Genomic DNA, 12,970 nt, shown 5'->3' on the forward strand with positions numbered 1-12,970 from the left:
ATCCAGCTACTTTACTGTATATAAAACCAGTTTATACTGTATGTAATCACATGTGATTACATACAGAGGCTTATCATGCTGGCGCAACTCACTATCAGTAACTTCGCCATCGTGCGCGAATTAGAAATCGATTTTCAGTCAGGTATGAGCGTTATCACCGGAGAAACCGGTGCGGGGAAATCTATTGCGATTGATGCCCTCGGTTTATGTCTGGGAAATCGTTCTGACGCCAGCATGGTCAGGCCGGGCGCTGCACGCGCCGACATTTGCGCCCGTTTTGCGCTGGCAGATACGCCAACGGCACGCCAGTGGCTGGAAGAAAACCAGTTGGATGACAGCAACGAGTGCCTGCTACGCCGTGTCATTAGCGCCGATGGTCGCTCACGTGGCTTTATTAACGGCACCGCCGTGCCGCTGTCTCAACTGCGTGAACTCGGCCAGCACCTGATTCAGGTACACGGGCAGCATGCTCATCAGCTACTGCTGCGCCCCGATCATCAAAAACACCTGCTGGATGCCTATGCCGATGAACCGAAATTGCTGGTTGCCATGCAGCAGGTTTGGCATCAGTGGCACCAAAGCTGCCGTGCACTAGCGCAACTGCAACAGGCAGCAATTGAGCGCGAAGCGCGCCGAGAACTGCTGCAATATCAATTAAAAGAGCTGAATGAATTCGCACCACAGCCCGGCGAATATGAACAGATTGACGTTGAATACAAGCGTCTGGCGAATAGCGGTCAGCTACTGACGATGAGCCAACAGGCCATGCAACTGCTGAGCGAAGACGAAGAGCAGAACATCATCAGCATGTTGCACAGCGTAAAACACCAGCTTGGCGAACTCATCAGCATGGATGACAAACTGTCTGGCGTGCTGTCGATGCTCGAAGAAGCAGGTATTCAGCTTAGCGAAGCCAGCGATGAACTACGCCACTACAGCGAGCAAATGGATCTCGACCCAATTCGTCTGTATGAACTGGAACAGCGCCTGTCACGTCAGCTCGCGCTGGCACGTAAGCACCATGTTGCTCCAGAGGCGCTTCCCGCATTCCATCAACAACTGCTGGAAGAACAGCAACAGTTGGAACAGCAGGAAAGCGACCACGACGCGCTCAGCGCCTCCGTCGGTGAATATCATCAGCAGGCATTGCACCTCGCAGAACAGCTGCATGTGCGCCGTCAGCACCACGCCAGCGAGCTGGCACAGCTCATCACCACCAATATGCGTGAGCTGGCGATGCCACACGGCCACTTCACCATTGATGTGAAGTTTACGCCGGACAGCCTGACGGCTACTGGTGCCGACAATATTGAATTCCGCGTGACCACCAACCCTGGTCAGCCACATCAGACACTGGCGAAAGTGGCCTCGGGTGGCGAGCTGTCGCGTATCGCGCTGATTATTCAGGTGATCACCGCACAGAAAATGGACACGCCAGCGATGATCTTCGATGAAGTCGATGTGGGGATTAGCGGGCCAACCGCCGCCATCGTCGGCAGAATGCTGCGCCAGCTCGGTGAATCAACGCAGGTTATGTGCGTGACGCACCTGCCGCAGGTCGCAGGCTGTGGTCATCAGCATTTCTTCGTCAGTAAACAGACGGATGGCGCAGAAACGGAAACGCTGATGCAACCGTTAGATAAGCGCGCTCGGCTACAAGAATTGGCACGCCTTCTGGGCGGCAGTGCCGTGACCAAAAACACGCTGGCGAATGCTAAAGAACTGCTGGCGGCCTAAAACCCACCGCCGATAAGGGCAAGAAAGGTGCATCGCAGGTAAAAAAGCTCAACTTTTTTACCTTCCTGAGGTCATACAATCGCCTTGCAGGTTTCCAAGTCCTGCAAGGTCTATTATCATCGGCAACCTATGCCCTTAAGGAATGTAATCACTATGCGCTGTAAAACGCTGACTGTCGTCGCCGCGGTGGTTGTTATGCTGACTGCCGGTTGTTCCACACTGGAGAAGGTGGTCTATCGGCCGGACATCAATCAGGGAAACTATCTGGCACCGGCTGACGTTGCAAAAATTCACACCGGCATGACCAAACAACAGGTCGCTTATACGCTGGGTACTCCTATGATGCAGGATCCGTTTGGCAGCGATACGTGGTTTTACGTCTTCCGCCAACAGCCTGGTCATGAATCGGTAAAACAACAGACGCTGACGCTGACCTTCAGCGGCAGTGGCGTGTTAACCAACATCAACAACAAGCCTGCACTGGATTAATACGCTTTCCACGCTGCTCAGTTGAATCAGGATGAACGATACTGGCAATCAGGCAGCACTTTAAGACGAGGCCCAAAATAGGCAGAGTACTTAAGGGAAGCTGGCGCACACGCGGTTTGATGTATGGCAGGAATAACAGCAGGCAAATCTGAAGATTTCAGGTTTGCCTGTGTTTTTTGTAAGGACATATCGGTCGGAACAATCGGTGGGAACACCCTATGTCGTTTAACGATATCACTCAGGGTTTGCTCTTAGAACGCTCGGCACGCTGGCGGCGTAGCTCTTTCGGATCGGCAATCAGCGGGCGATAAATTTCCACGCGGTCACCATCCTGTACCACATCGGCCAGCTTCGCCGCACGGCTGTAGATACCGACTTTATTCACCTGTAAATCGATATCATGACGCAGTTCCAGCAGACCCGATGCCACAATCGCCTGTTCAACTGTACTGCCTTCTTCCAGCTTCACCGTGCGCAGATACTGACGTTCCGGCAACGCATAGACCACATCAACCTGCATTGCGGACACTGTAGACCTCTTTTGCTCGCTGCGTGAAAGCTTGCACCATATTTCCCGCCAGCTCCTTGAATACTTTGCCAAAAGCGAGTTCAATCAAGGCATTGGTGAATTCAAACTCAAGATGCAGTTCGACTTTACAGGCATCGGCGCTCAGCGGCGTAAAATGCCAGTCGCCACCCAGTTGACGGAAGGGGCCATCGACCAGTTGCATATTGATATTCTGGTTGTTCGTCAGCGTATTACGTGTGGTAAAGGTCTTGCTGATACCTGCTTTGGAAACGTCTACGGCAGCGGTCATCTCTCCTTCTGAGGAAGAGATCACCCGACTTCCCGTACACCCCGGTAAAAACGCGGGGTAGGAAGCGACATCATTCACCAGCTTGTACATCTGTTCAGCGCTGAACGGCACCAGTGCAGAACGACTTATCTTTGGCATACTATTTTCCGTGATTCATAAAACGCGCAAAATAATAGCACTGATAGTCCGACAGGCAAAAATTCTGCGAAGCTTATCGCACGATATCATTAACCACGACACGGACGCACGGCGGGGATTTCATTCCCAATGACATCCAGTATAATGACGGCACTATGACAAAGAAAAAAGCATACAAACCCGGTTCCGCCACCATTGCGCAGAACAAGCGCGCCCGTCACGAATACTTCATTGAGGAAGAATTTGAGGCTGGTCTTGCTCTGCAAGGATGGGAAGTCAAATCACTGCGCGCAGGCAAAGCCAACCTCAGCGACAGCTATGTCACCTTTATGAACGGTGAAGCTTACTTGTTTGGTGCCACCATCACGCCGCTGAATGTAGCGTCATCACACGTTGTTTGCGATCCTATTCGCACGCGCAAACTCCTGCTCAACAAACGCGAGCTAGAGTCGCTGTTTGGCCGCGTCAGTCGTGAAGGCTATACGGTCGTCGCGCTGTCCATGTATTGGAAAAATGCCTGGAGCAAAGTCAAAATTGGCGTAGCGAAAGGCAAAAAAGATCACGACAAGCGTGATGACATTAAAGAACGTGAATGGAAGTTAGACAAAGCCCGTATCATGAAGAACGCCAATCGCTAAGCCACTGGCTTAACAACGGTAAGTTCTGATATACTGGCGACAGTTTCTTGGGGGCTGATTCTGGATTCGACGGGATTTGCAAAGCCCAAGGTGCATGCCGAGGGGCGGTTGGCCTCGTAAAAAGCCGCAAAAAAATAGTCGCAAACGACGAAAACTACGCTTTAGCAGCTTAATAACCTGCTCTGAGCCCTCTCTCCCTAGCCTCCGCTCTTAGGACGGGGATCAAGAGAGGTCAAACCCAAAAGAGATCGTGTGGATGCCTTGCCTGGGGTTGAAGCACTAAATCTAATCAGGCTAGTTTGTTAGTGGCGTGTCTATTCGCAGCTGGCAAGCGAATGCAAAGATAGACTAAGCATGTAGTACCGACGGTAGAGTGGTTCCGGACGGGGGTTCAAATCCCCCCAGCTCCACCAATTTAGGTTCCGGTTATTACCAGATAAGGCCGGAAACGTGAAAAAGCCGCTAGCCGCAAGGTTCAGCGGCTTTTTTATGCCTGTAATAACCCAACTATATCGACCTCTACCGCTACAGGAACGGCAGTTACTGACCATGCAGAACCTTGTAGAAGCCTCTGCCACAGCATGGACAGAGATCAAGCTTGGACATTCTGACCAGCTGAACGCGAACATATTGTACCGCTCCCTCGATCTGATTCTGAAATAAGCAAATATGTTTGAAGTCATGTAAAATATCGACAAAACAAGATGTTGATACAAGGTCATGGATAGATGCGCCGTCTCTATAAAAAAGCGATAACTTATTTATTGTCGAAGGATTTTCTCGTTACTCTCCTCGTCTTATCCATCATGCTAGCTATTTTCTGGTACATGCTTTGGGCTTCGCAGCTGTCACGTCGCACGATACTGATCGAGACATTTCCTGAACTCACTATCTACCTGATCTTTGGGCTCATTCTGGGGCTTATCTTTGCTGGCCGGGCGCTCTACTCCCGCTCGGTAAAGAAGAAACTAAAGCACACGCTAGAAATGTTTTTCGGCGGCTTTGTGCTAGGGTTTCTTTCCATCGTAAATATTTTTGACGTGTACGTTTACCTGTTCCCTGATGAGGTAATTAGTTACACATCCGACTATAAGATTGTTTTTCCTGGGCCATCGACAGGGAAAAGTAGTCGTTGCGAAGCCGGCATATGGGTTAAAGATGTCCATACCGGGCAATTTAAACAGCTATGCACCAACAGAGAAATGCTGTTTAAAAAAAGGCGGCAAGGAATGGATGCACTATGGATCACTGCGCGAGTCAATAAACTCGGTACGTATATTGTCGATTATCGATTTACCTACAAGTAATCTCACCTGCAACCTCACAAACCCCACTGCTTTGCTGACGCGTTCAGTAAATCGAATAAATTAAGTACCAAAAATCGGCTCAGGTAGATTTCCGGTATGCAATAAAGATCAGCAGCCCCCCAAATGAAGTTATGCGTGGAAATTATGTCTTGCTTACACGTCTGGACATCACCGATAGCGTAATTTTACATCCCGAAAGCAAATAATAACAATTAGTTATAACTTCAAGTGTAAATTAACGTCAGTTTTTAAAGTGTGGACTGAATGACATCGCACGACTCATTCACCTCCTATCGCTGGTGATAATACAGATATCGGAATGTTGAAATCTATTTCATACGACTAAAAAGAGGTGTTACTGCTATGTTCAGAAAATTATCTCTCCTGAAGTTCGTTGCCATTTTTTCTATTTCACCCTTTGTATTTGCCAAATCGGACATACTGCGTATCGGCGTCGATTTAACGTACCCGCCCTTTCAGAGCCTGGATAAAAATGGTAATCCATCGGGCTTTGATATAGAAGTTACCGATGCCATCTGCCAATCAATAAATGCAAAATGCGACTATATCGTCAATACATTCGACTCCCAGATCCCCGCCCTTCTGGCGAAAAAAATAGACATCATTGTGCCGCTTGGGGTGACGCGTAAGAGAAAAGAATCAATAGATTTCAGCGACTATGTTTTTCATGTCCCCACCAAGCTTGTTGCAAGAAAAGAGGCCAATCTTCTTCCTCAGGCTGAGTTGCTACGCGGAAAAAATATTGCAGTGCAGCAAGGCACGATTCAGGAAGCCTACGCTAATAAATATTGGCTCCCGGCCGGCGTGATTGTTAAAAGCTATCCCGATCAGGAAGCCATTTATGAGGATTTATATTCAGGAAGAATTGAAGGTGCGCTGTGCCCCTCCGTTGCCGTCGAGTTTGGTTTTTTAAAAACCCCACAGGGTAAAAATTTTGAGCTAAAAGGCCCGGAAGTAACCGATGCGGATTTATTTAGCCTCGGTTCCGCATACGGTATACGCAAAGAAGATACGAAGACAAAGCTGCTCATTAATCAGGGGCTGAAAGATATCGTCCAAAAAGGCCTATATGCAAAAATACAGAAACGCTATTTTGGCGATATTGATTTAAGCGTGAAGGAATAATATCAGGCACGGTGAATGGGTTCTTTTCATGCTCAGCCGATCTCCCTAGCCTACCAGAAGGCCGGGGAGATTTTGCCGAAGCGAGAGTTTACTGCCTTTCCTCCGACCAACCTCAGCAACAGAATCTTAATGAAAGAGGGAGAGCGCCATTATCCCCTTTTCTGTTACTATCTCGCGTTGGAAAATAGCGATATATATGTGAGTATATCTCGCTTCACATCATCGCTCTCAATCACGCTTTCACAATGAACTACACGCAGGAGAAATCATGAGCCTTCACCTCTGGCTGGCTTATACAGGCATCATCATCGCCCTGATTGCCATTCCGGGCCCATCCGCCTTAATCAGCATGTCGCACGGTTTACGCTACGGCGCTTCACGCGCAACAGCAACCGTACTCGGCGGCGTCAGTGCGGCAATGATTTTGATGTCCTGTTCAGCATTGGGGCTAGGGGCCATCCTCGCTGCGTCAACCACCGCCTTCATGGTATTAAAAATTATTGGTGCGGTTTATCTCATTTGGTTGGGCATCGCGTCATGGCGCTCTAAGGATATGAGCACTGCGGAACAGGACGTGCAGGAAGCCTCGGCTCCTGGCTGGTTTCCGCTATTCCGTAAGGGCTTTCTGGTTGGGATCAGTAATCCGAAAGATCTGCTGTTTTTCGCCGCGCTCTTCCCAAATTTTATCGATACCAACGCCCCGCACGCCTTGCAGCTCGTCATTCTGGCGGTAACCTGGGCGGTCTTCGATTTCAGCATCATGTTTATCTATGCCTGCACCGGTCGTCGCTTGTCGGGTCTGTTTTCCAACCCACGCCGCATCAAGCTGTTTAACCGCTCGACGGGCGGGATCTTTATTCTGGCAGGCACCACGCTGGCAGCGTCAACACGTTAATTGACGGGCTCCTGCTGCTTTCAGGCTGGCAGGAGCCACACCGTTACGATGCCGTGACAAAATCCGCAATGCCTTTCTCGTCCATCCGATAGCGAACCCACTCATCCTGCGGCTTCGCGCCAATGCTTTTATAGAAATCGATCGCGGGTTGGTTCCAGTCCAGCACGCTCCACTCCAGCCGTCCACACTGTCTTTCCTGCGCAAGACACGCAACCTGCTTCAACAACGCTTTGCCTGCTCCCGCATTACGATATGCCTGCGCGATGTAGAGATCTTCCAGATAAATGCCGTATTTTCCCAGCCAGGTTGAGTAGCTCATGAAGAAAATCGCATAGCCGACAGGCTTATCGTCAATCTCGCAAATCAGCGTTTCCGCTGTCGCCCCCTCGCCAAATAACGAGTTTTCAATATCTTCAAGCGAGGCAAGCACTTCGTGACGCGCCTTCTCGTACACGGCAAGCTCGATGATTAAATCCAGAATCACGCTCGCATCTGATTTCTGCGCGGGGCGGATGACGATATTCATAAAGGTTCTCTTCTCCAGTGCTAACTTCCAAGACTAACAATAATCAAGACTTGCCATGCTACCGGATTAAAAATACTGTATGAACTGCATTTCCTACAGTGACTGATGAACAACATGCATCTGGATTTACGGCGTATCGATTTAAATTTGCTGGTGGTATTTAATAGCGTATACCAGCATCGATCCGTCGCTGCGGCGGCAAAAGAACTGGCGATGAGCGCATCGGCGGTCAGTCATGCGCTAACGCGACTGCGCAATACATTTTCCGATGAGCTGTTTTTTCGTGTAGGCAACACCATGCACCCGACTGTATTGGCGGACGATATCGCGGAGCCGATCGCGGAAAGTCTGGCGCTGCTGACGCAAGGCCTGACGCCGCGCCCGCGCTTTAATCCCGCGCGCAGTTCGGAAAGCTTCACCTTCTCCATCACCGATTACACCGCATTTTCAGTCTTTCCCACTCTGATGGCGCAAATGGAAAAACTGGCGCCCCACATCAAATTCAATCTGGTCTATTCGCCGCAGAAAGTCGCGATTACGGATTTGCTGGCAGGGAAAATCGATTTTGCTCTAGGGTTCACCGACATGACACAAGCGGAGAACAGGGAAATTGAGGAGATAGACTGGATTGAAGACAGCTATGTCATCATCACTGCCGCTGGTTATCCATCAGGCAAGACGCTTACGCTGGATGATTATCTCGCCGCCCGGCATCTTGTGGTTACGCCCTGGAATGAATCCCGTGGGGTGATTGACTACGCGCTGGATAAGCTCAATAAGAAACGTCATATCGCGCTGAAAACGCCATCGATGATGAGTGCACCGTTTATCATCGCCGATTCAACGCTGATCATGGCATTACCGCGCAATATCGCGACAATCTTTGCACAACTCCTGCCGCTACAGATTCATCCTCTGCCTTTCACTGTGCCGTCCTATCGCGTGAAGATTTACAGCCATCGCCGTAATAGCCGTTCGGAAGCGAGCCAGTGGATTAAAAACCTGTTACACAGCCTAGTGACACATCCCATTAGCTAGCCTGATTCTCCGCCATCTCGCACGGTTACAGCCATACTTTCGCTCCGAAATTACCCCCAATTACGGGTCCAGAGAAACGCGAGCAGAGCGCTGTTTTCCCGATAAATAGATCCGCAAGATAACTTGTCATACAGGTAAATCGACAGAAAAACCAAATTAATCTATTGATATAAAATGGAAATAACTCCGCATATCTTCTGCCTCACGCTATTTTCCCTGTCATTTTTTTGTGACCTGTCTAACACATACCAAGAAACGTAACCTTCTTAATAAAATCCGCAATAGTTAATCCCCACCAAGGAGATAACAATAGCCGCGAGCCTGGCAAGAAGTTCCTCAATCATCTTTGGAGTTTCCAATGACCAACAATAATAAGCTGAGCGTTGCGGAGAAAATCGGCTTTGGCATGGGCGATGCCGCCTGTGGCATCGTCTATTCTTCCGTAACCATGTTTCTTACCTACTTTTATACGGATATCTATGGCATTTCCGCCGCTGCGGTAGGGGTTATGTTTCTGGTGACGCGCGTGCTGGACGCCATCGTTGATCCTCTGATTGGCATCATTGCCGACCGCACTAAAACCCGCTGGGGGCATTTCCGCCCGTGGCTGGTCTGGTTTGCCGTCCCCTACGCCGTGATTGCCGTACTGGCCTACACTACGCCGGAACTGAACGGCACGGGTAAACTGGTTTACGCCTACATTACCTACACGCTGCTGATGCTGTTCTACACCTTTATCAACATCCCTTACTGTTCGCTCGGCGGTGTCATCACCAGCGATGAAAAGGACAGGATTTCCGCACAGTCTTACCGCTTTACCATCTCTTCAATGGCTGGGCTACTCGTATCGGTCGGCACGCTGTGGCTGGTCGACTGGATTGGCGGTACCAATAAGCAATTGGGCTATCAGGGCACGATGATGATCATGGGCTGCCTGGCCGTCGTGATGCTGTTTTTTTGCTTTTTCACCACTCAGGAACGCATCAATCCTGCGGTGGATAAAAATCAGAACGTCTGGGACGATGTCAGAAACCTGCTGAGCAACGATCAGTGGCGCATCGTAGCTATTATTACGTTCTTTTCCAGCATGGCAGGTGTCATGCGCGGTGCGGCGACGCTGTATTACGCAACCTACCTGATGGTAGGGCCAGAGCAAGGCAGCGCCGCCGGAACGGCAATGAAATCAGCCTTTATTACCACCAGCGTCGTCGGCACCATTATTGGTGCAATGATGGCGGGCTACTTTGGCAAGCGATTCAGCAGCATAAGCCTGTTCAAGAACATTAACCTGCTGCTGGTGTTTGTCGGCGTCATCCTGTTTATGGTGCCGCCACAGTGGCTGGCGGTCGTCTTCCCGCTCTACTTTTTGATCGGCTTCTTCCACCAAATGTATCAACCGTTCAAATGGAACATGATGGCGAATGCCGCCGATTACGGCGAATGGAAAACAGGCCGTCGCATCACTGGTCTGTCATTCTCCGGCAACCTGTTCGCACTGAAACTGGGTATGGCGGTTGCAGGTGCGCTGGTCGGCTTTTCACTCGGCTGGTTTGGTTATGTTGCAGGTTCCCCCACACAAACACCGCTCGCCACTGCTGGTATTATCGGCCTGCTGAGCATCGGGCCCTCGCTCTCCTATCTGGTTCTGTATTGGCTGGTTCGCTTTTACAAGCTGGACGATAAGACGATGGAAAACATTCAGGCTGATTTGGCAAAACGTCACAGCACATCTGACCGCGCGCCGGAAAGCGAGCTTCCTGTCGATCAAGGCCTGACGCCAAAAGGGGCAGCCTGATCGCAAGACCTGCGGGTAGCACGCTACCCGCCTTTACTCTCAGGACGATGACATGAGTACAGCACATTCTCCCTGGAACCCAGATTTGGGCGACGGACGTTATAAGAATCCGATTTTATGCGCCGACTATTCCGATCCTGACATCGTGCGCGTAGGTGACGACTTTTACATGGTGTCGTCTAGCTTTAACCACATGCCCGCGCTACCGATCCTGCATTCTCAGGATCTGGTGAATTGGACGCTGATCAACCACGTATTCAGCCGATTCGATCTGCCAGAATACGAACACTTTCAGCCTGGAAAAGGCGTGTGGGCGCCCAGCATTCGCTATCATGCCGGAAAATTCTGGGTGTTTTTCAGCACGCCCGACGATGGGATCTTTATGTCACAGGCTGACGATCCCAAAGGCGAATGGAGCAAACCGCACTGTCTGAAACAGGCGAAAGGCTGGATCGACCCCTGCCCGTTCTGGGATGACGACGGCACCGCCTGGTTAATCCACGCTTTCGCCTTCAGCCGCAGCGGTAAGAAGCACCTGCTGCAACTGTGCAAGATGGCAGAAGATGGTCGTTCCCTGCTTGATGAAGGGAGGATCGTTGTCGATGGACGGGCAACACAGCCAACCATAGAAGGGCCAAAGCTGTATAAGCGCAACGGCTGGTATTACATTTTCGCCCCAGCAGGTGGTGTTCCAACCGGCTGGCAAACCGTGCTGCGTGCACGCTCGCTGGAGGGGCCGTGGCAGAGCCGGATCGTACTGCATCAGGGAAGCACATCGGTTAATGGCCCGCATCAGGGCGGCTGGGTCGAATTAGATAACGGTGAAAGCTGGTTTGTACATTTTCAGGATCGCCATGCCTATGGTCGAGTCGTTCATCTACAGCCAATGCGCTGGAAGGATGATTGGCCGCTGATCGGCGAACAGCACAATGCGCAGGGGTTAGGGCAACCCGTGCTGGAAGCAACCAAACCTTGTGTTAATACCCCTATTGTCATGCAACAGCCATCAACCTCCGACGATTTCTCTTCGGCTACGCTGGGACGACAGTGGCAATGGCAAGCAAACCCTGACGAGCGCTGGCTGGCGCTAACCCATCCGGGGCTTCAACTGTTCTGTCAGCCCATGCCTACCCGCGCAGGTGAACCTTCCTGGTATGACGTACCTAATTTGCTGATGCAAAAATTTCCGGCCGAGGAATTTGAGTTCACCACGCAGCTAACACCCGTTCTGGAACAGGAGGGGGATCGCTGTGGCCTGATGATTTATGGCGAGCGTTTCGCTTTCCTCGGCATAGAGAAAGGCGCGGAAGGTCTTGAATTGGTCACCGGATTCGGCTGGATGAGTGATGCGCAGCAGTTGGAGCAACATCAAAGGCGTCTGGCAGTGCTGCCCGAACAGCAGAACATTACCCTACGCGTCACCGTACGGCAGAACGCTATTTGCCAGTTCTCCTGGCAGGTCGATAACGGGGAATATAGTGTGTTGGATGATAGCTTCGCCGCAGGTCCGGGCAAGTGGGTAGGCGCTAAAGTAGGACTATACGCGCTGACGACGGCATCAGGAAACAGCGGGGGTCATGCTCGGGTTAAAGAGGTGAACGTTACCGCTATCGAACAATAGCCCGATAGCGGCTATAGGAAAATCACGGGTCTGGCTGTCTGAGCTTAAGTACCGTTCTGGTAACACATTGCTCCGGTATTACACGCCGAGAGCATCAGCAGCCTGCTCGCTTTCCACTTTGGAAAAGTGCGCGTAGGTCAGTGCATCGAGTAGCGCTACGCGATCGATCGTCGGATAAATCTCCGGGCTCTGCAAAAGCTGGCCGACGTCCTGAACACTCAGTTGGGGATAGATGGCGTGTAATGCAACAGCGATGTCGCGTGCGGCATAGCCCAATTTATGTAAAATCACCGCAACCTGATGGTGTGTTATCACATCCTGATAAACGGTATAAAGCACATCAGCAATTAATGTCGACGTCAAAACCGAAATACGGGACACATCCCCCGCACGTCCACCCAATGCCTGAAGAATATGATCGACAGCCTGTTCCGGCGTTTTTCCCTGCGCCTGTTGTGAAGCCAGTACGGAAACCAATTTATTTTTTATTTCATCATTTGCCATCGTTCGGTTCCTTCATACATTCATTACAGATGTTATTTTAGTATAAGCACGCTACCTGTCATGGCAGTAATGAGCAAACAAAATCATACGCTGATACTCTTGAATAGGTACAAAAAGACATCAACTCGCTCTGAGGTGTATAATAACGACCATCTTTAGGAAACGCGGATTCTCCCCCATAATGCAAGCAATACACATGCAGTTTGAAGTATGACGGGGATAAAACACAGTTTGATACAACTCCGCATACATCGTTCCACCCTCTTTTTTCCTGAAATGCGATAATCCCCCGATAAAAATCGTATTTTCGTTTATGCC

Annotated in this window: 13 protein-coding genes and 1 other RNA gene; 10 read left to right on the plus strand and 4 right to left on the minus strand. The window is 50.5% G+C overall.

The genetic code is table 11. The features are described 5' to 3' along the window. Positions 1 to 75: 75 nt before the first annotated feature. Both recN and bamE read left to right on the plus strand, forming a co-directional pair. Entirely contained in the window at positions 76 to 1,737 is a 1,662-nt protein-coding gene (recN, locus tag I2D83_RS18115; RefSeq protein ID WP_180777556.1) for a DNA repair protein RecN, read from the plus strand. 153 nt (positions 1,738 to 1,890) lie between these two features. Next, a complete protein-coding gene (bamE, locus tag I2D83_RS18120; RefSeq protein ID WP_011092444.1) occupies positions 1,891 to 2,226 on the plus strand; it encodes an outer membrane protein assembly factor BamE in 336 nt (111 codons plus the stop codon). A 238-nt stretch (positions 2,227 to 2,464) separates the two neighbouring features. Here the strand turns inward: bamE and I2D83_RS18125 are convergent, their stop codons facing one another. Both I2D83_RS18125 and I2D83_RS18130 read right to left on the minus strand, forming a co-directional pair. Continuing rightward, entirely contained in the window at positions 2,465 to 2,746 is a 282-nt protein-coding gene (locus I2D83_RS18125) for an RnfH family protein (RefSeq protein ID WP_219607080.1), read from the minus strand. Then, a complete protein-coding gene (locus tag I2D83_RS18130) occupies positions 2,736 to 3,182 on the minus strand; it encodes a type II toxin-antitoxin system RatA family toxin (RefSeq protein WP_205947049.1) in 447 nt (148 codons plus the stop codon). Before I2D83_RS18130 ends, I2D83_RS18125 begins: the two co-directional genes overlap by 11 nt. A 155-nt stretch (positions 3,183 to 3,337) precedes the next feature. Between I2D83_RS18130 and smpB the strand changes: the two genes are divergently transcribed. The 5 genes from smpB (at position 3,338) to I2D83_RS18155 (ending at position 7,168) form a co-directional block, all read left to right on the plus strand. Next, the gene (smpB, locus tag I2D83_RS18135) at positions 3,338 to 3,820 is read left to right on the plus strand and encodes an SsrA-binding protein SmpB (protein WP_012773422.1); all 483 of its coding nucleotides are present in this window, start codon (positions 3,338 to 3,340) and stop codon (positions 3,818 to 3,820) included. Positions 3,821 to 3,870: 50 nt separating this feature from the next. Continuing rightward, positions 3,871 to 4,233: a transfer-messenger RNA gene (gene ssrA, locus I2D83_RS18140) on the plus strand. Between the two features lie 315 nt (positions 4,234 to 4,548). Continuing rightward, positions 4,549 to 5,127 (plus strand): hypothetical protein, encoded by a 579-nt coding sequence (locus tag I2D83_RS18145; RefSeq protein ID WP_205947050.1) that lies wholly within the window; start codon positions 4,549 to 4,551, stop codon positions 5,125 to 5,127. A 363-nt stretch (positions 5,128 to 5,490) separates the two neighbouring features. After that, complete coding sequence (locus tag I2D83_RS18150) at positions 5,491 to 6,273, plus strand: transporter substrate-binding domain-containing protein (protein ID WP_205947051.1); 783 nt, start codon at positions 5,491 to 5,493, stop codon at positions 6,271 to 6,273. A gap of 268 nt (positions 6,274 to 6,541) precedes the next feature. Then, entirely contained in the window at positions 6,542 to 7,168 is a 627-nt protein-coding gene (locus I2D83_RS18155) for a LysE family translocator (RefSeq protein ID WP_180777536.1), read from the plus strand. A gap of 43 nt (positions 7,169 to 7,211) precedes the next feature. On the opposite strand, the gene I2D83_RS18160 is transcribed toward I2D83_RS18155, so the two are convergent. Continuing rightward, complete coding sequence (locus tag I2D83_RS18160) at positions 7,212 to 7,694, minus strand: GNAT family N-acetyltransferase (protein WP_181846996.1); 483 nt, start codon at positions 7,692 to 7,694, stop codon at positions 7,212 to 7,214. Between the two features lie 105 nt (positions 7,695 to 7,799). Here I2D83_RS18160 and I2D83_RS18165 point away from each other — a divergent pair, with 105 nt between their 5' ends. The 3 genes from I2D83_RS18165 to I2D83_RS18175 all read left to right on the plus strand — a co-directional run bounded on the left by I2D83_RS18165 (position 7,800) and on the right by I2D83_RS18175 (position 12,148). After that, positions 7,800 to 8,732: a LysR substrate-binding domain-containing protein gene (locus I2D83_RS18165; protein WP_181829617.1), complete on the plus strand. Its 933-nt coding sequence runs from the start codon at positions 7,800 to 7,802 to the stop codon at positions 8,730 to 8,732. 358 nt (positions 8,733 to 9,090) lie between these two features. After that, on the plus strand, positions 9,091 to 10,527 hold the full coding sequence (locus I2D83_RS18170; protein WP_181829618.1) for a glycoside-pentoside-hexuronide (GPH):cation symporter: 1,437 nt from the start codon (positions 9,091 to 9,093) through the stop codon (positions 10,525 to 10,527). 52 nt (positions 10,528 to 10,579) lie between these two features. After that, complete coding sequence (locus I2D83_RS18175) at positions 10,580 to 12,148, plus strand: glycoside hydrolase family 43 protein (RefSeq protein ID WP_205947052.1); 1,569 nt, start codon at positions 10,580 to 10,582, stop codon at positions 12,146 to 12,148. A 78-nt stretch (positions 12,149 to 12,226) separates the two neighbouring features. Here I2D83_RS18175 and I2D83_RS18180 read toward each other — a convergent pair whose 3' ends face one another. Next, positions 12,227 to 12,652 (minus strand): hypothetical protein, encoded by a 426-nt coding sequence (locus I2D83_RS18180; protein WP_205947053.1) that lies wholly within the window; start codon positions 12,650 to 12,652, stop codon positions 12,227 to 12,229. Positions 12,653 to 12,970: the final 318 nt, after the last annotated feature.

The organism is Pectobacterium aroidearum, from assembly GCF_015689195.1.
Taxonomy (GTDB): domain Bacteria; phylum Pseudomonadota; class Gammaproteobacteria; order Enterobacterales; family Enterobacteriaceae; genus Pectobacterium; species Pectobacterium aroidearum.

What these genes read in the sequence shown, in the direction of transcription:
- I2D83_RS18165 (WP_181829617.1), top strand. Translation starts at nt 7,800, where the DNA reads ATGAACAACATGCATCTGGATTTACGGCGTATCGATTTAAATTTGCTG.
- I2D83_RS18130 (WP_205947049.1), bottom strand. Translation starts at nt 3,182, where the DNA reads ATGCCAAAGATAAGTCGTTCTGCACTGGTGCCGTTCAGCGCTGAACAG.
- I2D83_RS18145 (WP_205947050.1), top strand. Translation starts at nt 4,549, where the DNA reads ATGCGCCGTCTCTATAAAAAAGCGATAACTTATTTATTGTCGAAGGAT.
- recN (WP_180777556.1), top strand. Translation starts at nt 76, where the DNA reads ATGCTGGCGCAACTCACTATCAGTAACTTCGCCATCGTGCGCGAATTA.
- I2D83_RS18155 (WP_180777536.1), top strand. Translation starts at nt 6,542, where the DNA reads ATGAGCCTTCACCTCTGGCTGGCTTATACAGGCATCATCATCGCCCTG.
- I2D83_RS18160 (WP_181846996.1), bottom strand. Translation starts at nt 7,694, where the DNA reads ATGAATATCGTCATCCGCCCCGCGCAGAAATCAGATGCGAGCGTGATT.
- I2D83_RS18180 (WP_205947053.1), bottom strand. Translation starts at nt 12,652, where the DNA reads ATGGCAAATGATGAAATAAAAAATAAATTGGTTTCCGTACTGGCTTCA.
- I2D83_RS18175 (WP_205947052.1), top strand. Translation starts at nt 10,580, where the DNA reads ATGAGTACAGCACATTCTCCCTGGAACCCAGATTTGGGCGACGGACGT.
- I2D83_RS18125 (WP_219607080.1), bottom strand. Translation starts at nt 2,746, where the DNA reads ATGCAGGTTGATGTGGTCTATGCGTTGCCGGAACGTCAGTATCTGCGC.
- bamE (WP_011092444.1), top strand. Translation starts at nt 1,891, where the DNA reads ATGCGCTGTAAAACGCTGACTGTCGTCGCCGCGGTGGTTGTTATGCTG.
- smpB (WP_012773422.1), top strand. Translation starts at nt 3,338, where the DNA reads ATGACAAAGAAAAAAGCATACAAACCCGGTTCCGCCACCATTGCGCAG.
- I2D83_RS18170 (WP_181829618.1), top strand. Translation starts at nt 9,091, where the DNA reads ATGACCAACAATAATAAGCTGAGCGTTGCGGAGAAAATCGGCTTTGGC.
- I2D83_RS18150 (WP_205947051.1), top strand. Translation starts at nt 5,491, where the DNA reads ATGTTCAGAAAATTATCTCTCCTGAAGTTCGTTGCCATTTTTTCTATT.